The organism is Mesorhizobium sp. FG116, assembly GCF_057809835.1.
Genome location: NZ_JBMDKS010000005.1, coordinates 19428 through 42043, shown reverse-complemented (window position 1 = coordinate 42043; position 22616 = coordinate 19428). Strand labels below are relative to the sequence as shown.

37 protein-coding genes are annotated in these 22616 nt (G+C 58.9%); 25 read left to right on the top strand and 12 right to left on the bottom strand.

Going from position 1 to position 22616, the window contains the following annotated elements; translation table 11 throughout:
* Window positions 1–2: 2 nt before the first annotated feature.
* The 11 genes from ACODTY_RS06285 to ACODTY_RS06235 all read right to left on the bottom strand — a co-directional run bounded on the left by ACODTY_RS06285 (window position 3) and on the right by ACODTY_RS06235 (window position 5342).
* The gene (locus ACODTY_RS06285; RefSeq protein WP_488993434.1) at window positions 3–227 is read right to left on the bottom strand and encodes a hypothetical protein; all 225 of its coding nucleotides are present in this window, start codon (window positions 225–227) and stop codon (window positions 3–5) included.
* Window positions 227–571 (bottom strand): dATP/dGTP diphosphohydrolase domain-containing protein, encoded by a 345-nt coding sequence (locus ACODTY_RS06280; protein ID WP_488993433.1) that lies wholly within the window; start codon window positions 569–571, stop codon window positions 227–229. Before ACODTY_RS06280 ends, ACODTY_RS06285 begins: the two co-directional genes overlap by 1 nt.
* Before the next feature lie 12 nt (window positions 572–583).
* The gene (locus ACODTY_RS06275) at window positions 584–1060 is read right to left on the bottom strand and encodes a helix-turn-helix domain-containing protein (protein ID WP_488993563.1); all 477 of its coding nucleotides are present in this window, start codon (window positions 1058–1060) and stop codon (window positions 584–586) included.
* Window positions 1061–1065: 5 nt separating this feature from the next.
* The gene (locus ACODTY_RS06270) at window positions 1066–1605 is read right to left on the bottom strand and encodes a hypothetical protein (protein ID WP_488993432.1); all 540 of its coding nucleotides are present in this window, start codon (window positions 1603–1605) and stop codon (window positions 1066–1068) included.
* Window positions 1606–2187: 582 nt separating this feature from the next.
* A complete protein-coding gene (locus ACODTY_RS06265; RefSeq protein WP_488993431.1) occupies window positions 2188–2562 on the bottom strand; it encodes a DUF1064 domain-containing protein in 375 nt (124 codons plus the stop codon).
* Window positions 2559–3203, bottom strand: coding sequence for an HNH endonuclease signature motif containing protein (locus ACODTY_RS06260; protein WP_488993430.1), 645 nt, complete (start codon window positions 3201–3203; stop codon window positions 2559–2561). Before ACODTY_RS06260 ends, ACODTY_RS06265 begins: the two co-directional genes overlap by 4 nt.
* The gene (locus ACODTY_RS06255) at window positions 3200–3499 is read right to left on the bottom strand and encodes a hypothetical protein (RefSeq protein ID WP_488993429.1); all 300 of its coding nucleotides are present in this window, start codon (window positions 3497–3499) and stop codon (window positions 3200–3202) included. The genes ACODTY_RS06260 and ACODTY_RS06255 overlap by 4 nt, the downstream gene beginning before the upstream one ends.
* Window positions 3500–3596: 97 nt before the next feature.
* The gene (locus ACODTY_RS06250) at window positions 3597–3965 is read right to left on the bottom strand and encodes a hypothetical protein (RefSeq protein WP_488993428.1); all 369 of its coding nucleotides are present in this window, start codon (window positions 3963–3965) and stop codon (window positions 3597–3599) included.
* A gap of 611 nt (window positions 3966–4576) precedes the next feature.
* Window positions 4577–4810, bottom strand: a complete 234-nt coding sequence (locus ACODTY_RS06245; protein WP_488993427.1) for a hypothetical protein — start codon at window positions 4808–4810, stop codon at window positions 4577–4579.
* The gene (locus tag ACODTY_RS06240; protein ID WP_488993426.1) at window positions 4807–5112 is read right to left on the bottom strand and encodes a hypothetical protein; all 306 of its coding nucleotides are present in this window, start codon (window positions 5110–5112) and stop codon (window positions 4807–4809) included. The genes ACODTY_RS06245 and ACODTY_RS06240 overlap by 4 nt, the downstream gene beginning before the upstream one ends.
* A complete protein-coding gene (locus ACODTY_RS06235) occupies window positions 5109–5342 on the bottom strand; it encodes a helix-turn-helix domain-containing protein (protein WP_488993425.1) in 234 nt (77 codons plus the stop codon). The genes ACODTY_RS06240 and ACODTY_RS06235 overlap by 4 nt, the downstream gene beginning before the upstream one ends.
* A 93-nt stretch (window positions 5343–5435) precedes the next feature.
* Between ACODTY_RS06235 and ACODTY_RS06230 the strand changes: the two genes are divergently transcribed.
* The 25 genes from ACODTY_RS06230 to ACODTY_RS06110 all read left to right on the top strand — a co-directional run bounded on the left by ACODTY_RS06230 (window position 5436) and on the right by ACODTY_RS06110 (window position 21557).
* Window positions 5436–5885 carry a helix-turn-helix domain-containing protein gene (locus ACODTY_RS06230; RefSeq protein WP_488993424.1) on the top strand — a complete coding sequence of 150 codons (450 nt, stop codon included), beginning with the start codon at window positions 5436–5438 and terminating at the stop codon, window positions 5883–5885.
* A gap of 338 nt (window positions 5886–6223) precedes the next feature.
* Window positions 6224–6403 (top strand): hypothetical protein, encoded by a 180-nt coding sequence (locus tag ACODTY_RS06225; protein ID WP_488993423.1) that lies wholly within the window; start codon window positions 6224–6226, stop codon window positions 6401–6403.
* A 202-nt stretch (window positions 6404–6605) separates the two neighbouring features.
* Window positions 6606–6860: a hypothetical protein gene (locus ACODTY_RS06220; protein WP_488993422.1), complete on the top strand. Its 255-nt coding sequence runs from the start codon at window positions 6606–6608 to the stop codon at window positions 6858–6860.
* Complete coding sequence (locus tag ACODTY_RS06215) at window positions 6860–7087, top strand: hypothetical protein (RefSeq protein ID WP_488993421.1); 228 nt, start codon at window positions 6860–6862, stop codon at window positions 7085–7087. The genes ACODTY_RS06220 and ACODTY_RS06215 overlap by 1 nt, the downstream gene beginning before the upstream one ends.
* Window positions 7087–7545 carry a hypothetical protein gene (locus ACODTY_RS06210; RefSeq protein WP_488993420.1) on the top strand — a complete coding sequence of 153 codons (459 nt, stop codon included), beginning with the start codon at window positions 7087–7089 and terminating at the stop codon, window positions 7543–7545. The genes ACODTY_RS06215 and ACODTY_RS06210 overlap by 1 nt, the downstream gene beginning before the upstream one ends.
* A 94-nt stretch (window positions 7546–7639) precedes the next feature.
* Complete coding sequence (locus ACODTY_RS06205; RefSeq protein WP_488993419.1) at window positions 7640–7882, top strand: hypothetical protein; 243 nt, start codon at window positions 7640–7642, stop codon at window positions 7880–7882.
* A gap of 136 nt (window positions 7883–8018) precedes the next feature.
* Window positions 8019–8801, top strand: a complete 783-nt coding sequence (locus tag ACODTY_RS06200; RefSeq protein ID WP_488993418.1) for an ERF family protein — start codon at window positions 8019–8021, stop codon at window positions 8799–8801.
* On the top strand, window positions 8801–9457 hold the full coding sequence (locus ACODTY_RS06195) for a lambda exonuclease family protein (RefSeq protein WP_488993417.1): 657 nt from the start codon (window positions 8801–8803) through the stop codon (window positions 9455–9457). The genes ACODTY_RS06200 and ACODTY_RS06195 overlap by 1 nt, the downstream gene beginning before the upstream one ends.
* 6 nt (window positions 9458–9463) lie before the next feature.
* Window positions 9464–9979, top strand: a complete 516-nt coding sequence (locus tag ACODTY_RS06190; protein ID WP_488993416.1) for a hypothetical protein — start codon at window positions 9464–9466, stop codon at window positions 9977–9979.
* On the top strand, window positions 9976–10182 hold the full coding sequence (locus ACODTY_RS06185; protein WP_488993415.1) for a hypothetical protein: 207 nt from the start codon (window positions 9976–9978) through the stop codon (window positions 10180–10182). The genes ACODTY_RS06190 and ACODTY_RS06185 overlap by 4 nt, the downstream gene beginning before the upstream one ends.
* A 230-nt stretch (window positions 10183–10412) precedes the next feature.
* Entirely contained in the window at window positions 10413–10805 is a 393-nt protein-coding gene (locus ACODTY_RS06180; RefSeq protein WP_488993414.1) for a hypothetical protein, read from the top strand.
* Window positions 10798–11124 (top strand): hypothetical protein, encoded by a 327-nt coding sequence (locus tag ACODTY_RS06175; protein WP_488993413.1) that lies wholly within the window; start codon window positions 10798–10800, stop codon window positions 11122–11124. Before ACODTY_RS06180 ends, ACODTY_RS06175 begins: the two co-directional genes overlap by 8 nt.
* Complete coding sequence (locus ACODTY_RS06170) at window positions 11117–11785, top strand: hypothetical protein (RefSeq protein ID WP_488993412.1); 669 nt, start codon at window positions 11117–11119, stop codon at window positions 11783–11785. Before ACODTY_RS06175 ends, ACODTY_RS06170 begins: the two co-directional genes overlap by 8 nt.
* Complete coding sequence (locus tag ACODTY_RS06165; RefSeq protein WP_488993411.1) at window positions 11778–12446, top strand: Lar family restriction alleviation protein; 669 nt, start codon at window positions 11778–11780, stop codon at window positions 12444–12446. The genes ACODTY_RS06170 and ACODTY_RS06165 overlap by 8 nt, the downstream gene beginning before the upstream one ends.
* A complete protein-coding gene (locus tag ACODTY_RS06160) occupies window positions 12443–13087 on the top strand; it encodes a hypothetical protein (protein WP_488993410.1) in 645 nt (214 codons plus the stop codon). The genes ACODTY_RS06165 and ACODTY_RS06160 overlap by 4 nt, the downstream gene beginning before the upstream one ends.
* Window positions 13087–13350, top strand: coding sequence for a hypothetical protein (locus ACODTY_RS06155; RefSeq protein ID WP_488993409.1), 264 nt, complete (start codon window positions 13087–13089; stop codon window positions 13348–13350). Before ACODTY_RS06160 ends, ACODTY_RS06155 begins: the two co-directional genes overlap by 1 nt.
* A 190-nt stretch (window positions 13351–13540) precedes the next feature.
* Window positions 13541–14008 carry a hypothetical protein gene (locus ACODTY_RS06150; protein WP_488993408.1) on the top strand — a complete coding sequence of 156 codons (468 nt, stop codon included), beginning with the start codon at window positions 13541–13543 and terminating at the stop codon, window positions 14006–14008.
* An 82-nt stretch (window positions 14009–14090) separates the two neighbouring features.
* Window positions 14091–14345, top strand: a complete 255-nt coding sequence (locus ACODTY_RS06145) for a hypothetical protein (RefSeq protein WP_488993407.1) — start codon at window positions 14091–14093, stop codon at window positions 14343–14345.
* A complete protein-coding gene (locus tag ACODTY_RS06140; protein WP_488993406.1) occupies window positions 14338–14802 on the top strand; it encodes a hypothetical protein in 465 nt (154 codons plus the stop codon). Before ACODTY_RS06145 ends, ACODTY_RS06140 begins: the two co-directional genes overlap by 8 nt.
* A 298-nt stretch (window positions 14803–15100) precedes the next feature.
* Window positions 15101–16135: a tyrosine-type recombinase/integrase gene (locus tag ACODTY_RS06135; RefSeq protein ID WP_488993405.1), complete on the top strand. Its 1035-nt coding sequence runs from the start codon at window positions 15101–15103 to the stop codon at window positions 16133–16135.
* Between the two features lie 68 nt (window positions 16136–16203).
* On the top strand, window positions 16204–16581 hold the full coding sequence (gene omp10 / locus ACODTY_RS06130; protein ID WP_488993404.1) for an outer membrane lipoprotein Omp10: 378 nt from the start codon (window positions 16204–16206) through the stop codon (window positions 16579–16581).
* 253 nt (window positions 16582–16834) lie between these two features.
* On the top strand, window positions 16835–18793 hold the full coding sequence (locus ACODTY_RS06125; RefSeq protein WP_488993403.1) for a 5'-nucleotidase C-terminal domain-containing protein: 1959 nt from the start codon (window positions 16835–16837) through the stop codon (window positions 18791–18793).
* Between the two features lie 123 nt (window positions 18794–18916).
* Entirely contained in the window at window positions 18917–19972 is a 1056-nt protein-coding gene (gene hemH / locus ACODTY_RS06120) for a ferrochelatase (protein ID WP_488993402.1), read from the top strand.
* Window positions 19973–20118: 146 nt separating this feature from the next.
* Window positions 20119–21066 (top strand): SPFH domain-containing protein, encoded by a 948-nt coding sequence (locus tag ACODTY_RS06115; protein ID WP_488993401.1) that lies wholly within the window; start codon window positions 20119–20121, stop codon window positions 21064–21066.
* 23 nt (window positions 21067–21089) lie between these two features.
* The gene (locus tag ACODTY_RS06110; RefSeq protein WP_488993400.1) at window positions 21090–21557 is read left to right on the top strand and encodes an NfeD family protein; all 468 of its coding nucleotides are present in this window, start codon (window positions 21090–21092) and stop codon (window positions 21555–21557) included.
* Window positions 21558–21575: 18 nt separating this feature from the next.
* Here ACODTY_RS06110 and ACODTY_RS06105 read toward each other — a convergent pair whose 3' ends face one another.
* Window positions 21576–22580: a KpsF/GutQ family sugar-phosphate isomerase gene (locus ACODTY_RS06105; RefSeq protein ID WP_488993399.1), complete on the bottom strand. Its 1005-nt coding sequence runs from the start codon at window positions 22578–22580 to the stop codon at window positions 21576–21578.
* Between the last annotated feature and the right edge of the window lie 36 nt (window positions 22581–22616).

The window sequence follows — 22616 nt, the reverse complement described above, 5'->3', positions numbered from 1 at the left end:
TCCTATTGCCCTGAGCGGATGGCGGCGGCGAGCATGTGCCTGTCGCCAATCTCGTAAACGCGATGCGTCTCGCAAATCTTCGCCGCTTCCTCCCGTCCGCGCTTCTCTGCCTCGTAAAGCGCCCTGCTGACGACATAGATGCTGCCCTGAGATGCGATGCCGTCTATGTCCTGGATGAGCTTGGCCGCCCGCTGCATCAGTTCTTCGGTGAGCCAGTCGTTCCCCATCACCCCTGCTCCTTGTCTTCTGAGAGGGCGGCGGGCCGGTCGTCGTCACCCGTGCCGCGCTGTTCATAGGCTATGAGGAAGGCAAGGCAGCACGACGCATGCCACAGGTGCGAGTATCCTGTCTCGGGGTCTGCCTTCTGCCCGCTCCACCATGCCCATAAATGGCGCATGAGGGCCCCGAAGCATCGGCTCCATTTGAGCCCTCGCTCCCAATTCCGGTCAGCGTATTTCTTGGCCCCGAAAGTAAGGACCGCAGATGTAGCCGTGATCAACTCAGGCGGCAAAAGCTCCATGCGGATTTTAGCCGCATCGTCCTTCCAGCCGACTTCCTCTACCTTTCCCATGTGCTGGTCCTTTCAACGCGCCGGTGGCAGAACGCGGCCCATCCTGGCGCGCTTCTCGGGATACTTGTCTCGATTGTGAAGGACCGTCGTGTGGTCCTTGCCGCCCATGAGGCGACCGATCTGCGACAATGAATGAGGCGTTAGACGAGCCGCCCAATAGGCGATGAACTGCCGAACGAACACGATGTCGGCATGGCGGCGACTGCTGTAAATCTCGGCGCGGGTCACATCGAATAGCTTGCAGGCCCGCCGTTCAATTTCGCGGTATGAATGCTGGTGGCGATATCCCCTCATTCTCATCTCTGCCGCTACAGCCTCGGCCTGCTCTGCTGCGGCGCGTCTGATTACGGCGATAGCTGCGGCTTCAGCCATACGAGCTTCGTAAAGCTCACGCTGCCGTTTGACCCGCTCTTGCCGTTCGGCCTCTAGCTTGTCGTAGTTGCGGGCCATAATGCCCCGCTCTGTGTTCTTGAATGACGCTATGAACATGATAATCACCTGACTCCCAGTTTCTTGAAATTCGACGGGACCGGCTGGTCCGGTATCGCGTCGATCAGTTCGTCCGTCATGCCGTAGCGGGCGCGGATATCTGCCCGCTCGGCTTCCTCGGCTTCGTCCTTCTCGCTGGTGTAGCCGGCGCAGAATTTCCGATAGGCTTCCTGCTGGCGAGCGATGGCCTCTGGTGAGCGCTGCACGATGGCGTTGTTCTCTCGCCGCTCGCGGATATACCGCTCTTCCCGGTACTCGCGTTCGCGCTGGTGCTCGTGCCATTCCATCGCTTTGTCGCACTGGATGCGCAGTTCAGGCGGGCTCGGAAAAAATGCATGGCCCAAACCTCCCTTGAGGATGGCTTTGACGGCCTCGGAAAGCCCGTGGCGGGTAACGCCATCCAAGGCGACGAAGTACCCTGCCTCGCTGATTTCAACGGTGTCCGTTTGCCGCGATGGCAACGAGTTCAAGGACGCCAGGGCCTTGAGCTTGTCCTGATCCGAAGCTTTGGCCCAAACGTCGATCTGGTTCGTCGGGAGGTTCATGGGTGGTTTGTCCGGTTTCGAGGCGATGAATGGCGAGTTCCGCTACGGTGCGCGGCTTTCGCGGCGGTGCTGTCGATTGGGGTTTTGAAACAGCCGGAATGTTGCGCCGGTACCAGACACGCCAGGTTGCCGGCCAATCGAGTTTCAAACCGCCGGCACCGGGCTTTGAGCGCCAGTAATCGCAGAAGCTTCGCGCCTGACGTTCGGCTTCGAGGCGTGGAACGCCCTCGGACACAGCGGCTTCGATGTCAGGACAGAAATCGTCGGGGATGCGAGAACCACGGGAGGGGCGAGCTGAAGGCGAGGCAACCTTCTTTTCTTCCTTTCCAGTTATCTCTGTAGTTTGGAGATTATCCTCTCCGCGCGTCACGCCCGCCTCATGCGAGGAAACGGTCACAGTGACATCACGTGACGTCACGTGACTTGCATCCTTTTCACGCTTCCTTGCTTGGCGTTCCGCGTCCGATTTCCGGCGCTTTTCGAGCGCGTCAGCCTGCTGTTCTTCCCATGCCTGAACCGTCTGCATGATGACGCTGTGCGGCACCTTAGCAGCGATGAGCGGGGCTATGATGGCGCTAAGCTTCACCGAATTACCTCCACGTCTATGCCGTTGAAGGCGCGCATCAGCTTGCGCTTGATCTTGAAAACGTCCGTCTCGACGCCTTTCACATCAATCACGCGAAAGCGGTCCTGCTCATGGTCCCAGAAAGCGGCGTCTGCGACATAGACGCAGATCAGTTCCCCTTTGGGCCCGAGTATCTGGAAACGGCGCTGTAGCTCCAGCCCGCCGATCTTGCCGGCCTTCTCAAGCTGGATCAGCTTTTCGCAGTGCTCAGCTTCCTTTATGCTGGCATAGCGTCTGCCATTAACGACAACGCGCTTGTTCTTATACTTCGACGGTTTGGCGGGCTTCGGGAGCGCCCTCGCCTCGGCTGCGCTCATGCGTTCCTGGTTCATGCTTGCCTCGCTTTTGACCGTGCAGCGTGCTTGACCTTGGCAACCGCTATGATGGCTGGGCGGACTTCCGGTTCAGCGGAATCGTAATCAAAGCCACGATGCCCATTCAGGTACGGGAGCACGGCGCGCGGCAGCAGTTCCCAATTGTCTGGCGCGGTGTTCGTCCTGTCGCCATCGAGGCACTTGAGGAACATGCCGGCAGGCACAGGGCCATTCTGCTGCTCCCAAAGCCAACGGTGTTTCAGGACATAGCGGCGCTCGAAACCAGTGTGAGGGTTGACCTCATCGACGCTGATTTCGACATAGCCATCTTTGGAAATCCGCTCATGTCCGAGATAATTGGCGTTGTGCGGTAGATTGCCTTTCCGAAACTGGTTCCGGCGCGCGTTGGGATGACGGCCACCAGTACCCGGAGCGCATTTCTTGCCCTTGTTCGGCGGAACCTGCCCTTTAACAAAGCAGCCAGTCCGGCCCGTAGACCAGCCTTTGCGCTTGCGTAGGGCATGGAGGTTTTTTGCCGACACGTCGTCACGCGAGAACGCCACACAAAATGCGCGGTGATATTCGCTAATGACGAGCGTGCGGTTGGCTTCCAGCCATGCCAACTCATCCGCCGAGTATGGGATATAGACGCCCTTCATGTGCCGGCCGCCTTGATGAGCGGGCGTATCGGCCTCACTTGTGCATCCTCGCCAGTCGGGGTGGTCGGAGGCGATATCATCGGCAGGGACGATGCAAACCGGTCGCCATGAACAGCTATGAGCGTCACGGCTTTGAGGGACAGGTCAGCGTTGCGGATGATCTGCTCGCTGACTGCAACGATGGCATCGGCGCGCTTCACTTCCTGCTCGATCTGCTCGGATGACAGGCCCTCGTCGGTCAGGCGTTCAAGCTGGCCGAACAGGTGATTGTTCAAATCGAGGAGCCGGTTTTTCAAACCACCACCCTCCACGCCAGATAGGCCAGCGGAGCCGTTGCCAGAGCCATGAGGATTACAAGACGGAGTAAGCCGGGGGAGATGGGTTCAGGGGCGTTCATTTCGCGGCTTCCTTCTCAGAAGCCTTGCCAGCAACAGCGTCAGCAAAGCGCACAAGCGCCGTATCAGGAGCATGCTTTGCCCTCTCGTTTTCGTAGGCGCGGTCAGCGAGGTCGCAGGCGGCGCGGTATGCGTTGAAAATCGCGAAGAATGCCGAAGTCGGCATATCACCCACTTCACGGTAGCGGAGCCGGTGAAGCCACGTAGCCGGGACGCCATAAAGACGCTCGGCTCTATGCATGGCAGCGTCCACAGTATCGCCGGGGCCTCGATGGGCCTTGTGTACGATGAAGTCGGCCATCGACTTGGCCTCATTGACATACGCGACGCTCATTTTGTCGAATCCTTCAACGCCTTTGTCGGACATTTCATTTTTCTCCTGTCAGTGTGTTGTCCGTACACACCAGCAGCTAGGCCCAAAGCTTGGGCGGAAAAGGTAAGGACTTGGAACGACTTGACTCGATAACGCGCAGAGCTTTGGAACGGTGCAAGCGCGCTATGGAGGCGAATAAACAGGTGTCGGGCGACCTTGACGGCCCGAAGGATAAAAAGCCGGAGCGGAGCGCTGATGACGCTCAACACCCCGGCAGTTACCGCGCGGGAGGCGTGCGCGGATTGGAATTGTATGCGGGCGAGTTGGGGTGTTTCGAGCACCGGATAGATGCAACGATGCGCTCGCCCGCTACCAACGCGGATACGAACCGTTACGAGTTCACGAACACCGGCTATTCCGTGAGGGTGCGTTTTGCCGGAGACGCACGTTGGATTGATTTGCGCGCTGTCCCTCGTCGCGCATGGCTGGGCGGGGGCGATCCCTTGCCGCGTCCGTCCAGCCGCCTCCTGATTGCGCAGAACGATAATCGAGGTCATAGCAGCCACGCCCCCAAGGCGAACGCAGCCGACAGCATTACAAGCCCGACTAGAGCAAGAAGCCATTTGTAGAACCGGATTTCCTCGTCGGAAGGCCCCCACATGGCGCTATTCCATTATCGCCATGCCGCAAGCTCCTTCACAGGACATGCGGAAATGGCCGTTATAGGAGCTGATGGCGCCGTGGATGTGCTTACCGCATCGCGGACAAACGCAGCGGGCGCGGCTGAGCCGCTTCTTGTTCATGACTTTCTTGAACTTGACCGCCGTGTCGATAACATCGCGGATGCCGTCAATCAGCGACCCGCTGGCAGGGGCTTTTTGTGTCCTTTCGCTGCTCACGCTGCGCCCTCCTGCTCCTTGCGAGCGGACTGGACTTCGGCAGCCGTCATGTTGGTGGAGCTAACGCCGTTTCTGGCCCCTCGGAGAGCCATCACCAGCCAGTCAATCATCACATGTTCGGGGCAGTTGATTTGAAGGATATTTCCGCCAATCAAAATCGCGGTTCCGCCAGCAATGCGAACGATAGACGCGTGCTGACAATCCTCTATGAACTGCGTGCGCGCCTGCTCCGCCGCCTTCTGCCAGTCGATAGCCGACTGCGCGTTCATCTGGTGTATGAGATTGTTTATGTCGTGGCTCACTGCGCACCCTCCTTGCGAGCGGGGGCGGCTCCGAAGATGTCGGCCAGATCGGGACGAAGCTCTTGAGGGGGGATGCCGGTGACAGCTGCGATGGTGGGAACTTTGTCGGGCGAAACCCGCCTTGTCCCGGCTTCGTATCGGTGCCACTGAACGCCACTAACCCCGACGAGCCTTCCAGCTTCATCGAGGCTTAGAGATTGTCCGTTCCGCCATGTCCTGAGGTTTTCCATTTCGTGAAATTACCAGATTGGCAATTCCAGTCAAGCACTCATATTACCAGATTGGACATTCGCTAGCGGAAAGGTTCCTCGTACGTTTAGGAAATGGCTGCCAAAGATGACGAACCCACCGAACTCCCGCCTCTCTACATCCGAGAGTATATGAGGGCTTTGGGCGTAACTGGAGAGAAGCTCGCGGAGCAGATGGGCACCACCCCGGCGACGGTATCCCGCTTGCTTAATGGCAAACGCCAGATGACGGTGGCGTGGCTCTACGCATTCTCGAAGGCGCTCGGCGTTTCTATCGAAAATCTATTCCGACGCCCTGGAGCCATATCCTTCAAATCGCCCGAGACCGATTTGCGATCCGCATTACTGGCGTTCGGTGTTGACGGCTCCCAACTGGATAGAGCCCTTGGCGTAATAAGAGGCGGCTTTATCAAGGCACCCGAGGGTTCACCAGAACAAACCCCGTCTGATGATCAATCACCACCTGCCAGTCACCCCCATGGATCAGAGCCATCGCGGTCGAAATCTGTGCAGCGTACCTCTTAACGGCCATCCTCGGATCGACGGGCGGCCCTGCCCCTGCGGCTTCTCTAAGCCCTGCAATGATTTCATGGTTCCGCGACTTATAGCGCGGCGCAATCCTATGCCTGATGCTCATTTCGCCCTCGGGTATTCCAAAACCCATACAAGCTGGAATCGTTAACGGCGTCAAGAACACAACGGGAACATCGTTACCGCCTCCGGGCGGCTTTTTTGTGCGCGCGATTCGGAGGGTGGCGGCGTCCCGCGAAAATAATTACCGGATTGGCAATTTCATGCTTGACCTCCGATTACCAATTCGGTAAGTTGCTCTCTAACAACAACACACCCGTTGGAGAGAGAGCATGGGACGCGAACTCATCAAGACAACCGATCTGGGCAAGGACTGGTTTGTGAACCAGTGGTCGGACGGATCAATGACGTTCCGCAATACGGAAATCGGCATTCGCATCGATCTCCCCGTCGAAAGCGCTGATCTGCTGAGCGAGATTTGCAAGGCCGCAAAAGCGAAGGCTCATTCGTGATGACCTCCCCCATTCATGGCGCAGACCCTTGCTACCGGATGGAGCGCGCCCGCCTCCTGTCAAATATTCTTTGCAACAAGCGACTTGAGCGCAGGGGCTTTGATACCCGCCCGCGCGGATGGCATGAACTAGGAAGCAGATGCGTCCAGCGTCAACTTGCTTCCTTCCGGGCAAACTGGACCGGGTACGCAGGAGCTTCGTCATGACCCCCATTCATGGCGCAACGCTCGCCACCACGTTCAGCGACCTGACTTCGGCCCTGTCGGCAATCTCAAAGCCAAGCTCATTCGACGTGTTCGTGTCAGTGCGCCGGTTCGGCCCGAATATCGCCCGCCCGATCAAAATCCTGTTCCGCTCGGAAGCCTACTACTGGGTCAATGAGCGTGAGCTTGAACTGCTCCGCGCCGGTCGCCTTCCCGAAGATATCGGCCTTGAGCCTGTCGAGGAGGATGAGTGATGCGCACCCGTCATGAAGCTCAAATCAAGCATCTGGACACATGGTCCGGCAACGAGTTCGACCGCGCCTTGTCCCGCGTCATCCTTGGATATCGCAGCCCGCTCGAATTCTTCACCGACGAACAGATTGCGGAAATCCGCGCCGAAATGATCAAGCGCGAATGGTTCCGTCACAAGCTCAATCGCGAGAACCGCAAGCGTCTCGCCAGCAATGGAAAGGCCGCGTGATGCACGATATCACTTTCCAGAAGGCGATTGAAAACGCCGAGCACCTCAAGGCACTCGGTCATACTTCGGTCTATCTCTACGACCGCAATAGCGACACTGAATTCCCTTGGCAGTTTGCGACCAACGTCGAAGCCGGCGGGTCTTACCGTCTATCTGGCCCGGCTAGTGCAAAGATAACAGCCAAGCATCCGACCGGGCTGGAATTCGAATGGTCAGTTGATTTCGAAGGTCGTGACGCCAACGGCAAAAGCGTGAGCCTCTTTGACCGTGACCATCTGCGGGACGTGATGCGCAAGCTCCCAAAATCGGCGCGTCTCGAGTTTGGCAATCTGCTGAAGGGGAAAGTCCTTCCTGAACTTCGCAAGCGTACCAGTGAGATCCGGCAGGCGCTCAACGATCAGCAAGATAGCCAAGACCTAGTTCTCGGGCTGATCGCCTTCGCTGAGGATGAAGCGTGATGGATCGCCTCTGCACCTTCCTATTCGCTCACCATCCATTCGCAACCGTAGCCGCCTGCATGCTCTTCGCAGCGGCGTATCAGGGGAGCGGGCTGTGAGCGCCCTCGCAACAGAGTTCACCCGCTGCCTCAACACCATGAGCCACAGCCGCGCGGGATGGGATTTCCAACTCCCGCCAGCACAGCGCGCCGAAGAAAGCCGCGCCGAGAAACAGGCGCTGGAACGCGCCCGCTCCATCTGGTCCGAACATCCCGACAAGCAAGACGAGCTTCGAGCGGCTTTCACCGCTGCACGTCCGCTCGCTACGATGAGCGAAATCACCCGGAGCGCCCCATGACACAGCATGACAGGGCGGCACCGCTCACACGATGGCTTGTCGTTCTGGTGACGGCTGGCCTCTCCCTAGACGAAGCCTTGGCAATCGTCTCAAGCGTCCAGCGCGAACAACTTCAATCAGAAAGGAAATTGGCAGCATGAACACCGTCGCCAATGCGCTCACTGTTGAGCATGAAACCCGCCAGGTTGCTGTAGAGCCGCCTGCCCCGCTTCCGGCTTCCGAGACAGCGGCAATCTTCCAGATCATCGAACGTGCTGCCCGCGACCCGAATGTCGATCTCGACAAGATGGAGCGCCTCATGGCGATGCGGGAGCGTGAGCTTAACCGTTCTGCCGAACAAGCCTTCAATGAAGCCATGAAGGCCGCGCAGGCGGAAATGCGGACGATTGGCGCTGATGCCAACAATTTGCAGACCAAGAGCAAGTACGCGACTTACGCGAAGCTCGATAGCATCCTGCGCCCTATCTACACCAAGCACGGCTTTTCCGTCAGCTTCGATGAGGACGACAGCCCGAAGGCGGAACACATTCGAGTGCTGGCCTATGTGGCGCACGAAGCCGGCTTCACCCGCACCTACCGCAAGGATATGCCGGCAGACGGCAAGGGCGCGAAGGGTGGTGACGTGATGACGAAGACCCACGCCGCCGGCGCGGCTGCATCCTACGGGATGCGCTATCTGCTCAAGGGCATCTTTAACGTTGCCGTTGGCGAGGAAGATACGGACGGCAATGCGCCGCCGCCCGATGATGACCAGATCACGGAAGAACAGGCTGCAACCATCCGGGGCCTGATCGAAGAAACGAACTCAGACATTGAGAAGTTCTGCCAGTACCTCAAGGTCGAGGCCATCCCCGATATCCGCCAGTCGCAGTTCGGTCGCGTCATCGCCATGCTTGAGAAGAAGCGGGGTGCGAAGTGATGGAACAGCGCACCGACGAATGGTTTGCCGCTCGCTTGGGCAAGGTGACTGCCTCTCGCATTGCAGACGTTTGCGCCCGCACGAAAACCGGCTGGGGCGCGAGCCGCAAGAACTACATGGCTGAGCTGGTTGCAGAGCGCCTGACTGGCACTCGCAGCGAAGGCTTCACCAATGCCGCCATGCAGTGGGGTACTGACGTTGAGCCCGAAGCCCGTATCGCATACGAGTTCTATCGCGATGCAACGGTGGTCGAGACGGGCTTTTCGCCTCATCCGTCAATTGCCGATACCGGCGCGTCACCGGACGGACTGGTTCGCGATGACGGCCTTGTCGAGATCAAGTGCCCGAACACGGCAACGCACATCGAAACACTGCTAGGCGCGGAACTGGCGCAGAAATACTTCCTGCAAATGCAATGGCAGATGGCCTGCACAGGCCGGCAGTGGTGCGACTTCGTTTCGTATGACCCGCGCTTGCCCGAAACCATGCGGTTGTTCGTTGACCGCGTGAAGCGCGACGATATTGCCATCCAGGCTATCGAGAAGGACGTTTCCGAGTTCCTGACCGAACTGCGGGAAACCGTCGCTCGACTGCGCTCCAAGTACGAGCCCGAAGCCGATCTTCCCGACAGTGCAAAATACCTGATGGCGGGGTGAAGCAAAATGGCGAGCACTCCAATCCCCCTACGGTACGAAGGTGACGGCGATTTCCGCGTCATGTCCAATTTCTGGATGGCGCGGGCCGACAAGGAATTTGTTGTCGGTGAAGTCTACAAGATGGTCGAACACCACGACCGTTCCGACGCCAGCCACAATCATTATTTCGCTACCGTGAAGAATGGCTTCGACAATTTGCCCGACCACATGAAGGGCGAATATCCGACCGCCGAGCATCTTCGCAAGAAAGCTCTCATTCGCTGCGGCTACCGGAACGAGCGTGACATCGTTCTGTCATCCATGGCCGAAGCCGAGCGCGTTGCCGCCTTCATGCGCCCGATGGACGATTACTGCATCGTCGTCCCGGTTAACTGCGTGGTGCGCGTCTGGACAGCCAAGAGCCAGAAGAAAAGCGCGATGGACGCTCGCGAATTCCAGCAATCAAAGACCGACGTGCTGGATTTCATTGACGACCTGCTTGGCGTGGAACGCGGCTCGACCGCGAAAAGCGAGGCAGCATGAACACCTTCATTCGAGAAATCATATGGTGGTGGCAGCGTCGTCATAGCCCGATGTCTGCCTTGCCGGAATGGCGCAAGGCCAAGGAAGCCGAGCAGATCGCACGTCGTCGCGGCTGCACTCAGGCGATTGGACGCGCTCGCAAGGCCAAGTACCAGGCTGTCCATGCGGCCCTTCGCTCTCCTTCATTGAGCAAGGGGGCGTAGATGGGCCAGCCGATCTGCAAAGACTGCCGGTTCTTTATGCAATCCAGACACGGGCTCCATCTTGCTTGGTGTGGATCGCCGAGGGCGGCTAAAACCGACCGCGTTCGAGGCGATGTTTATCCTCGACTGGACGGCCTGACCGAACCCGAGAAGGTCAAGGACACGACTGATCGGTGTGACGCGGAAGACTGGTTCGAGCCTAAGCCCCGCCCATGGTGGAGGTTCTGGTCATGAGCCGCCGCCGCGAGTTCACTGCCACTGTCTATGCCCAAATCGTCAAGCGGGCGATGCTGCCTACAGGCGAGATAGCCTGCGAAGGATGCGGCCTTGTTCTCGGCAAGCGTCCCTACCATGTGGACCATACCAAGCCGGACGGTCTGGAAATCGACAAATCCCGCAAGCTGACAGCCGATGACGGCAAGTTGCTTGGCGTCGAATGCTGCCATGCGCCGAAGACAAAACAGGACGTTGCCGACATTGCCGAGGCCAAGCGCCGTGAGGCCAAGCATCTCGGCATCAAGCGCCCGAAAGGCCGCATTCCCTCCCCGCCAAAACCATCGAAACCAGCGCCTAAGCTCGACTTCACCAAGCGGCGCAATCTCTACGGAGTGTCGAATGTCTGACATAGAGCAACGCCTGCGTGAGGCGATGGACGGCGTGACCGCAGAGTTCCCAGAAACGATTTCCGCATTTGCTACCCGCAAGGGAGAGTACGGCTTTAGCCCCGTTCGCACAGAGCTTTTCCCGCTTGGGCGAGAGGCGCGATACATGCTCGAATGCGGGAGAAGCGCGGCTCTATGGTTTCGTAATCCAGATGAGTTCGAGGACTTACTTTCACGCATTGAGAGTTCGGCATCCCCGGACCTGCGCGGCAAACTGGACGATGCACTAGGGGCCATCGCCATGCGCGGGAAAACGTTCAAGGATTTGTCCCATGGTTGATGTTGAAAAACTTATCTCCAAAATCAAGTCAGTTGCTCCACAAGTAACGGCGAGCCCTTGGAAGGCAATTGCTATGGGCGGCAGTTCGACTGTCGTTTGTGCTACAATGCCCCCGCGTAATGATCGCAGAACCGCTACTTCCTACGGGTATCTTGGCGAGAAATTTTGCCTAGCTGCCCCATTTCTCGAAGACGATGGGCAGACACGGCTGGACTTCGTTTGCTTCGGTCACGATGACGCCCGCTACATCGCCCTCTGCTCTCCCGACAACATCGGCGCATTGCTGGACACCATCGCCTCTCTCCGTTCTAAGCTGGAAGAAGCAGAGGGGGCGCGTGACCGGCTGGCGAAGAAAATCGCCGCGTGCAACTGGTACTGGCCCGAGCATGAAACTGACAGCGAGTCATGCTGCGAAAGCGCGCAAGACGTCGTTCAGAATGCCTACGACTGGTCACACGAAAAAACAGGAGACGTGGTGGCTGTCGCGCGTGGCGGCGTTGTCGAGATAGCGTATTGCGCATCACTGCCGCCTGCCGATGACGCCGACAGCGACGACGAGTTCTGGGTCGAAGAAAAGACCTATGAGGCAGCAGCCCTGAAAGTCGCGGATGAGCGCGCCCGCCGCACCCTCGCCTCTCTCCGGGAGGCTGACCATGCTTGACCTCAAGAACTGCCCGTTTTGTGATGGGAAGGCCACTCTGTACCCACCGTACGGTGCTTTGGGTGCTTGGATTTCCTGCGCCGGTTGCGGCTTAGAGGGGCCGACTGAAACCGGCGTTACCGCAGCCGAAGCCATCGCCGCATGGAACCGTCGCGCCCTCCAAGCGGTCGGGCCTGAGCCGGCTGTCGCTGTGAAGTGGGAACAACTGTCTGAGATTATCAACGCCGCCGTCAAAGTGGCTATTCGGACAGGATCTGACTTCCACATTAACGCTGACAAGCTGCGCGAATTTGCCCGCTCAGCACTGGTAGCCACCCCGCCAGCCGAGCCTGTGGTGACGGATGCGATGGTCAAGGCAGCACTGGCTTTTGCCGGTACGCGGACAACCTATGAAAACCGAGAAGGTATGCGCGCCGCCCTCGCTGCGAAGCCAGCCGTCAAGGACGATGAGACGGTGGTGGAGGCTCTGGATGCATCTGGCGCAGTTGATGCTGTTACTAAGGCCGTCGCGGAGTTGCAACGCCGCGTAGACGCTGGCGAATACGTCATAGCCACCCTCATCACGAACCTAAAAACCGGCAACTGCCCGCCCGAAAAAGCAGTCGAGTGGTTTGAGACCGAAGGGCGCGCCGCACTCGCAGCGAAGGATGGCCGGTCATGAGTGAGACCCTGCCTGAACGGCTGCGAAAGGCAGTCAAGCCGCTGGATGACATTCCGCCGTCCATTCAAAGAATGCCCAATATACATATCGTGAACGCCGCCCACGAAGCCGCCGACCGCATCGAATACCTTGACCTCGCGCTCAAGGAACTGCGGGAGAAGCGAGAAGCGGATCGTAGAGTCGAAAACGCACTCGAAAATGATCTGATGGATGCCCGCGCACAGCGCATGGGAGCAGATAACCGCGCCGAGGCGCGTGAGGCGCGGTTGAGCGAGGCGCTGCGACCGTTCGCGGACATGGCAGACTACCTCGATAGTGAGACGGAAGGCTTCGCGGACACCGACGAGTTCGACCTTCTCTACGAAGATCACCTTTTCCATCATTTCAAGGTAGCTGACTTTCGCGCCGCCCGCGCAGCACTATCCGGCTCTGTCTCCGGGTGGCGGGCGATGGACAGCGCGCCGGAAACAGGCTTCTTCCTCGCATGGTCGCCCGACTTCCCCGACATGGTATCATGCTGGAAGGCGGAGCTTTTCCACCAAGCTAGAAAGCCTGGAACGCCGCGACACCTGTCGGCAAACCACTTCACGCTTTGGCGCCCTCTCGACCTCCCCGCCGCTCCACAGCAAGGGGGTGAGTGATGGCAGGTCCGCTCGATAAAATCTCCATCCGGCACGCGGCGCTATCAGGGCGCGTTGTCCTAGCTCGTTTTGGCAAAGACCCAACTGTGGCGTTAGACACCAAGGATGCAATGAGCGATTTCTGGAAAGCTCTCGTGTCCTTCGCCTTCGATGGGCAGATGCCGCAAAAAGGAGAAGCCGCCGAGGTCACATTTGGCGGCGGGGATGAGCAATTCATCCTGACCATTCGTCGCGCCGCTCTATCCGACGAGGTGACGCGATGAGCGCGAGAGAGCGCCTGATACGCTGGCTTGCTAGCCCAACCTGGATTGGCGACATGCTCAATCGACGCGCCACTGTCGAGCAATACCTTTGGGATGTTGCCAACGGTCGCCGTGAAGCGCCGACACCAGAAGAAGCTCGCGCATGGGCTATCAAGCTTGGCGTCCCGTCAGACTTCGGGAGGTCCCGCCCATGACCGCTAACCTCCTATCCAGGCTGCAAGGGCTTACCGCGCCAGACCGGGAAGTGGATGCGCTGATCTGTGTCGCGCTCCAATATGGCGGGCCGAATAGCGAAGGTGCAGCAAACGTCCGCCGCGACCCTGATTGGGACGAGGACGACGTTATCTTCGAGGTCGGCAGCGAAGCTTGTTGCAACCGAATCCCCGAACTGACAGCCTCCCTCGACGCTGCTGTCGCCCTGTGCGAGCGCGTCTTGCCGGGGTGGGAACGCTCCATGAGCAGTATCCATCCCGATTTCCGTAGCGTGAATGAACCTCGGTTCACCGCCGACGTGGCTGGCCCGATATCTTGGATCAAAGACACCGAAACGGGCGCACCCGAACCTCATTGCGAAACGCATGGCGGAAAAGGCACCTCGGATGCCATCGCCCTGCTCATAGCCATCCTGACAGCGCTGGAGGCTCGCGATGCAAGTTAAGCGTGTCGATAGCCTCGTGCAGACCGGTCACAGCGCTGGGCGATATCGTGTTTCGCCAGCTTCGGAGCATCCGGCGAGCGGCATGACGGTTGAGGTCGCAATGGGCGGCGGTGCTTTCAGCACCATCATAAACCCGCAGTCGTTCGAAGATGGCGGTCCCGAATGGGTGATGCGATATGGCAACCCCAATAGCATCCGGTATGCCGTCGCCAGCCTCCTTGAGACATTCGATTATCTGCTTTCCGACAACATCACCATGAAAGAGGCAACGGATCGTTTGAGGCTTTTACGGGCCGTCCGTCGCGATCTGGTTCTGGAGGCCCGCGAGAATGGATAAGTACCACGGACACAAAACGCTGATTGACGGAACGCATGTGCCTATAACCGAGGACGAGGCGAACGCCATCTGGAAGGCGGTAGACGCGGCCAAGGCCAAGCGCGCTCAGGAAATGCCAACCGCACAAGATGCGCTTCACGCCCTAATTGAAGCCCAGCAGCGAATGCAAGAGCTTGGTTGGTGGCAAGGCGGCGGGCTTCGCGTCAAGCGCGGTGATGAATGCGCGGTGGCCGAAACAGGCTCAGCCGGCATGTGGCGCGGTCGCGTCGATGCAGATGGCAAATACGTCCAGTACTGCGATTGCGTTTCGGATCCTCGCAAATGCTGGCTCAAGCCGCTGGATGACCTGTCAGACGAAGAACGCGCCCATATGGAGACGTGCGACAAACGAGAGGCAGAAGCCTACACGGCCATGATTGACCGCTGGGCACTGGAGGCCCGCGATGGCACTGAGTGAGGGGCAGAGGCGGGCGCAGACGGGTAACCATGTCCGCTACCTCGACAAGATTATTGCTGAAGCTCACGCAAAGGACGCTGAAGCCCGCCGCGCAGCGCTAGGGGAGAAGGACAGTGAGTAGGGCAATGCCGACATGGGCTGCCGATCTCGTTCCTGTCGATATGGACGGAGCCGCGAGGATGCTTGGAATTTCCCGGCGTTTCCTTGTGGACGTGATTCAATCTCACAAGCATTATGAGCCGCGCGGAAACCGGAAGGTTTTCTATCCAGAACACATTGCCGCATTAAGGGAAGCGCTATGCCACTCGAAATCGAAGACAGAGAGGGCAAGGGCATCTGGTACGTCGTTGGAACCTTCGACGGAAAGCGCATTCGAAGAAGCCTTAAAACTCGCGACCGGAAAACAGCCCTCGAACAATGCGCGCTCTTCGAGGCGAAACTCTGGAAACGTCATTCCTATGGCGAAGAATCCGTAAGGACGTTCGAAGAGGCCGCGCTTCACTACATGCAGCAGGGCGGCGAGCGTCGATACTTGCCCAAGCTGATCCGAAAGTTCAAAGGGCGGGCGCTGGCGACATTGAAACCAGGTGAAATCCGCAGCGCGGCAACGGAGCTATACCCAAAGGCATCGGGAGCGACGAAGAATCGGCAGGCGATAACCCCGGCGAAGGCCGTCATCAATCACGCGCACGATCTAGGCTGGTGCGCCCCGATCAAGATCAAGCCATTCGAAGAGGCCAAGCCAGCCACGAAAAAGCCGGTCGATCAAGAATGGCTGGATGTGTTCCTGAAACAGGCGGACGCGATGGGGCTCCCGCACCTGTCTGGCATCGTCCTTTTCATGCACGACACCGCCGCTCGCGTTTCGGAAGCCATGCGGGTTTGCGGCAAGCATGTGGATTTGACCGCTAGAACCTGCCTGCTCGAAAGGACGAAAACAGACGAGAATGTCGTCTGCGCTCTCACGTCAGAACTGGTTTTACGCATCGCGCAATTGAACGCAGGCCCGGAGGAAAGGGTATTCTCCTATACCAACCGCGTGGCGGTGAACCAGCGCATTGCCGCTGTCTGCAAGAAGGCCGGGATTGAATACAGAAGCACACACGCTTTGGGCAGGCACACTTTCGCGACCGACGCCATCGCGGACGGCATCGACGTGAAATCGGCAATGGACGCCGGTCGGTGGAAGTCGGTAGCAATCTTCATGGGGAGGTATGTGCACACCGATGATGCGGCGGCGAAAGTGGCTTCCGCCATTGATCGTAAGCGCGGCCTGGTTGGCACACAGGAGACACAGGCCAGAAAGCGAAAAGGGTATCGCTTTGGAAAATAAGAGAAATTTGAATTGACATTCAACCGGAAATCGGGCGATTGAAAGGTTGCGGACCGAGGAGAAAACACATGAGCATCGCGCAAAAAATTGTTTCAGTCGGCTTGGGTCTGGCGGCCAGCGCTGCGCTCGCAGCTTGCACGACCAGCGGCCCGTCTGCACCGCCTGTCGCGGCGGCTCCCACGGGGGTCGAAGGTTCCTGGATCGACGCCCAGGGTACAGGCTTGTCAACGCTCAACGCTGGCACTTTCCAGACCGTGGCAACCGACACCGGCCAGAAGCTTTCTGACGGAACCTATACATTGACCGGCCCGACTTCCGTCGAGATCACCGGCACCTCGCTGATCCGCCAGTCGCCGATCAGCTTCAACTGCTTGCTGGTTTCGACCAGCCAGTTGAACTGCACCAGCGCAGCCGGCCAGAATTTCGTTCTAACACGCCGCGCCTAGGCAAAATCAGTTCCAAGGGTATCTCATTGGGCACCCTTGGAACCTGCCCGGCGATCGTCCTGGTTCTTTCCACTATGACAATTTGAACTTGCTCAGCGGCCGTCGTGCGCGGCGTGCGCGCTTGGTCGATTCCGCTTGCAACCAAAAATCTGCAATGTGAACATGTCGTGTGCCGATTGTTATATTGCGGTCAAGTAGGGCAGCCAGGATCAAGAACCCAGCGCCGTCGGCCTAGTCCATTCGGGAGAGCACCATGAGAAAGTTCGTTGCCATAGCCGCCTTGTCGGCATCCACGCTCGGCCTGTCGGCCGGAGCTTCCTTTGCCGACTACACGCTCAACATTCTCCACATAAACGACTGGCACAGCCGTATTGAATCGAACAACAAATACGAATCCACCTGCTCTGCCGAAGAGGAAACCAAGGGCGAGTGCATCGGAGGCGCGGCACGCCTCGTCACTGCCATTGCCCAGGAGCGCAAGAAACTCGAGGGCCAGAATGTCCTTCTCCTGAACGGCGGCGACAACTTCCAGGGTTCGCTGTTTTACACGACCTACAAGGGCAAGGCCGAAGCCGAGTTTCTCAACCAGATGAAATTCGATGCCATGACCGTCGGCAACCACGAGTTCGACGACGGTGAAGACGCGCTCGCTCCCTTCCTCGATGTCATCCAGTTTCCGGTGCTGAGCGCCAACGTCCAGGCAAGCGCTGCAGCCAAGGTCGGCGACCGCATCAAGCCTTCGGTCGTACTTGAAATTGGCGGCCAGAAGATCGGCATCGTCGGTGCGGTCACCACGGAAACACCGGAGATCGCTTCTCCCGGCCCGAACATCACCATTGAAGACGACGTGAAAACGATCACCGCCGAAGTCGAAAAACTGAAGGCGGCAGGCGTCAACAAGATCATCGCGCTGACCCATGTCGGCTACCCGCGCGACAAGGAAATGATCGCCAGGATTCCCGGCGTCGATGTCGTGGTCGGCGGCCACACCCATTCGCTTTTGTCGAACACCGACGCAAAAGCCGAAGGTCCTTACCCGACTATGATTGACAACCCCGAGGGCTACAAGGTGCCGGTCACCCAGGCCGCTTCCTATTCCAAGTACCTCGGCGAGTTCAAAGTGGTGTTCGACGACAATGGCGTCGTCAAGGAAGCTTCTGGCGACCCGATCTTCCTCGACAAGTCGATCACGCCTGACCAGGCAGTGCTTGACCGCATCAAGGAACTCGGCGCTCCGATCGAAGAACTCAAGGCCAAGCTGGTCGGTGAAAGCACCGCCCCTATCGACGGCAGCCGCGAAGCGTGCCGTGCGCGGGAATGCGAGATGGGTAACCTCGTTTCAGACGCGGTCCTTGATCGCGTCAAGGATCAGGGCGTAACCATCGTCTTCACCAATGGCGGCGGCTTGCGAGCCTCCATCGACCAGGGTCCCGTGACCATGGGCGAGGTGCTGACTGTTCTCCCCTTCCAGAACACCATTGCCACCTTCCAGATCAGCGGCAAGGATATCGTGGCAGCGCTTGAGAATGGCGTCAGCCAGCTCGAGGAAGGCGCAGGCCGCTTCGCGCAGGTCGCCGGACTCAAATATGCCTTCGACAAGTCGGCCGCTCCGGAAAGCCGGGTCAATGCGGTTGAGGTCATGGACAATGGCAACTGGGTGCCGATTGACCTCGCCAAGGACTACATTGTCGCCTCCAACAACTACGTCCGACAGGGTGGCGACGGCTACAAGATTTTTGCCGACAATGCCAAGAACGCCTACGACTACGGTCCGGGCCTTGAACAGGTCGTCGCCGACTACCTCGGCGCACACACCCCCTACACTCCCAAGCTTGAAGGCCGCATCGCCGAGATAGCGGCTGGCCAGCCTGCAACCACCCCTGCAGCGGAGCCTGCAAAGCCGGCTGAACCGGCAGCCGCCGAGCCCACGACACCGGCCCTGCCGTCGGCATCGAGCGACATTGCAAACACGCCGCCGACTGTTTCGCCTGAGCCCGCACCCGCAGCTTCGACGGCGGCAGAGCCGGCCGCAACGCCCGCTCAGGCGGCTGAAACCAGCCATGTCATTGTCGCCGGCGACACGTTCTGGGATCTCGCGGTCAAGGCCTATGGCGACGGCGCCAAGTGGAAAGCGATCGCCGAAGCCAACTCAGCCTACAGGCCACGCCATCTTCCAATCGGCAGCACGTTGCAAATCCCGGCAGCGAACTGAAAAAGGGCCGGCTTGTCGTCACCGCATGGCTGGTGACGACAAGTTGAAGCAAGGTGCGGCCACAAGCTGCATTGCATCCATGCGCCTTGTCGCTACCTTTACGGCGCGTGGAGAAATGACTGCATGACCCTTTCCGAACGGACCAGAACCCAGCCCTTGGACAGCTCTATTACGACGACTACCTCGGCCAAGGCTGCCAAGGTGGGAGTCATGCTGGTCAACCTCGGCACCCCTGATGGCACCGATTTCAAGCCTATGTGGCGTTATTTGAGGGAATTCCTCTCGGATCCGCGCGTTATCGAGCTGAACAAGCTCATCTGGTACCCCATCCTGTATGGGCCGGTCTTGACCTTCAGGCCTAGCAAATCCGGGGCAAACTACGCGAAAATATGGAACCGGGAGCGCAACGAGTCCCCCCTGCTCACTTTCACGCGCTCGCAAGGCGAAAAGCTCGCTGCCTCCCTGCGCGACCTCCCAAATGTCACGGTCGACTGGGCCATGCGCTACGGAAACCCCTCCACGGGCAGCATCGTGCGCAAACTGGTCGAGCGCGGCTGCGACCGGATCGTTACCTTTCCGCTTTATCCGCAGTACTCGGCTACCACCACGGCAACCGCCAATGACCAGCTCTTCCGCGCTTTGATGAAAATGCGCCGCGCGCCGGCCGTTCGTAGTGTGCCGCCATACTATGACGAACCGATCTACATCGACGCGCTCGCCACCTCGATCACTCGACATCTGGAATCGCTGGATTTCGAGCCGGAGATGATCCTGACCTCCTATCACGGCATCCCTAAACCCTATTCGGACAAGGGCGACCCGTACCGGCGCCACTGCCTGGAAACGACGCGGTTGTTGCGCGAAAAGCTGGGGTGGAGCGAGGACAGGCTCATCACCACCTTCCAGTCGCGCTTCGGCGCGCAGGAATGGCTACAGCCTTACACGGACAAGACTGTCGAGAAGCTCGCTCATGACGGCGTGAAACGCATCGCCGTCGTCAATCCCGGCTTTTCTTCCGACTGCATCGAGACGCTGGATGAGATCGGACGCGAAGTCCGTGACGAATTCCTCGGTGCAGGTGGCGAAAAATTCTCGCACATCCCATGCCTGAACGACAGCGCTGAAGGGATGGCTGTCATCGAGACACTGACGAGACGCGAACTCTCCGGGTGGGTCTGAGGACAACAGCCAGCTTGCGTCCAAAACCGGCACATGCGCCACCGACTGCAATCAATCACGTGATTGTAACGTTATGGAAACGCACTTAAGTGTTTCTGTGATACTGCTGTCACGGGCCGTTGGCCCACCACTCGAGGGGGAAGCAAATGGCGTTCACTGGTCTCGATGTAGTCATCCCGGTGCTTGTCGTCCTTGTGTTGCTGGTGCTGTTCACCGGCGTCAAGACCATTCCGCAAGGCTTTAACTACACCGTCGAACGCTTCGGTCGCTACACCAAGACACTGACGCCCGGCCTCAATCTCATTGTCCCATTCGTCGATCGCATCGGCGCAAAAATGAACATGATGGAACAGGTTCTCGATGTTCCAACGCAAGAAATCATCACGCGTGACAACGCCATTGTGGCCGTGGATGGCGTCGCCTTCTATCAGGTGCTGAACGCGCCGCAAGCAGCGTATCAGGTCGCCGGCCTGCAGAACGCCATTCTGAACCTGACCATGACCAATATCCGTACGGTCATGGGGTCGATGGACCTGGACGAGTTGCTGTCCAATCGCGACGCCATCAACGAGCGCCTTCTCCGCGTTGTGGATGAGGCAGCACACCCATGGGGCATCAAGGTAACGCGCGTAGAGATCAAGGACATCAACCCGCCGGCAAACCTTGTTGAATCGATGGCCCGTCAAATGATGGCCGAACGCAACAAGCGCGCCCAGATCCTCGAAGCGGAAGGGCTTAAGCAATCGCAAATTCTTGAAGCGGAAGGTCGTAGGGAAGCCGCTTTTCGAGACGCCGAAGCCCGTGAACGCGCCGCCGAAGCTGAAGCACGAGCCACACAAGTCGTGTCCGACGCCATTTCCAAGGGCGACGTTCAGGCCCTGAACTACTTCGTCGCACAGAAATACACCGAGGCATTGGCCAGGATCGGGTCCGCCGGCAACTCCAAGGTCGTGCTGATGCCTATGGAGGCTTCGTCGCTCATCGGTACGCTCGGCGGAATTGGCGAAATCGCCAAGGATGTTTTTGGTGGCGACGGTGGCAAGCAGTCACGTCAGTCCGCCCGGCCGCCCGTGGTCCGCTCCACCGAAAGCTGACGGTGATAGGTTAGGTAGCGCCCATGCTTGAACGCATCTTCAACGAACTCGGCCCATGGAACTGGATGGTCATCGGCTTCATCATGCTGGTGCTGGAAATCATGGTGCCGGGCGTCTTCCTGTTGTGGATCGGCATAGCGGCGCTGATTACCGGCGCCGTCTCGCTGCTCATCTGGGACGCCGGTTTCTGGGTTTGGGAGACGCAGGTCGTTGTTTTCCTGATATTGTCCCTGATCTCCGCCTATGTCGGCAAGCAGATCGTCTGGTCGCGACGCCGCGACACCGACCAACCGATGCTCAACCAACGCGGCGAACAGATGATCGGCCGCACTACCACTTTAACAGAGCCGATCAGGGAAGGCCGTGGGCGCATCCAGCTAGGCGACACTTTGTGGCGCGTTTCAGGGCCGGACTTACCAGTCGGCTCACGTGTGCGCGTGACCGGAGCGGCGGCAGCGGATCTGGAACTAACCGTCGAGGCTATCCAGTAGAGCAACAGCAACCTGGGATCAGGCAGCGCCGATGCGCAGCAGGTCGTGCAGATGCACAAGCCCGACCGGACGATCGTTCTCAACCACCATCAGCGTGGTGATCGACGAAGAATTCAGAATCTGCAGGGCACTCGCGGCGAGCATTTCCGGACCGATTGCCTTGGGCTTCGTCGTCATCACCTGATCGACATTCATTGCCAGCAAGTCGCCACCGATCTTACGCCGGATATCGCCATCAGTGATGATGCCGGCCAGTGCTCCGTCATCCGATACAATCGCGACGCAGCCAAAGCCCTTCCCCGACATTTCAAGAATGGCATCACGCATTCCGGTGCCGGCCTGAACGAGCGGAAGCTTGTCGCCGGTATGCATGATATCGCGGATTTTGGTCAGGTTGGCGCCGAGTTGCCCACCGGGATGGAAGGTCCGGAAATGGTCAGGCGTGAAGCCCCTCGCCTCCAGAAGCGCAATCGCCAGTGCATCGCCAACGACCAGTTGCAGAAGTGTGGAAGTTGTCGGCGCGAGCCCATGCGGGCAAGCTTCGGCGACGCGCGGCAGGAGCAGCACAACGTCTGCTTCACGCGCAAGCGCCGATTTCTGCCCGGCCGTCACGGCGATCAAAGGTATTGAGAAACGGCGTGAATAGGCAATTATTCCCTTCAATTCGGCCGTCTCGCCCGACCATGACAGGGCAATGATTGCATCATCGGCAGCAATCATGCCGAGGTCGCCATGATTGGCCTCGGATGGGTGAACGAAAAAGGCTGGCGTTCCGGTCGAAGCCAAAGTGGCAGCAATTTTCGAACCGATATGCCCGCTCTTGCCGACGCCGGTGACGATGACACGCCCGCTAATGCCGGAGATCGTCTCGACAGCTTCTGCAAACGGCGAGGCAAGTCCGTCCTGAAGTGCCTTGGCCAGCGCTTCTAGACCACCTTGGCTGGTGGATACGGTTCTCAGCGCCGACGCGATCGACGCCTGACGATCCGGCTGAGTCTTCTTGGTGGAGGTGCCCGCGCTCATGGCGGATGCGCTTAGCGCGTTGAACTTCACCTGTCC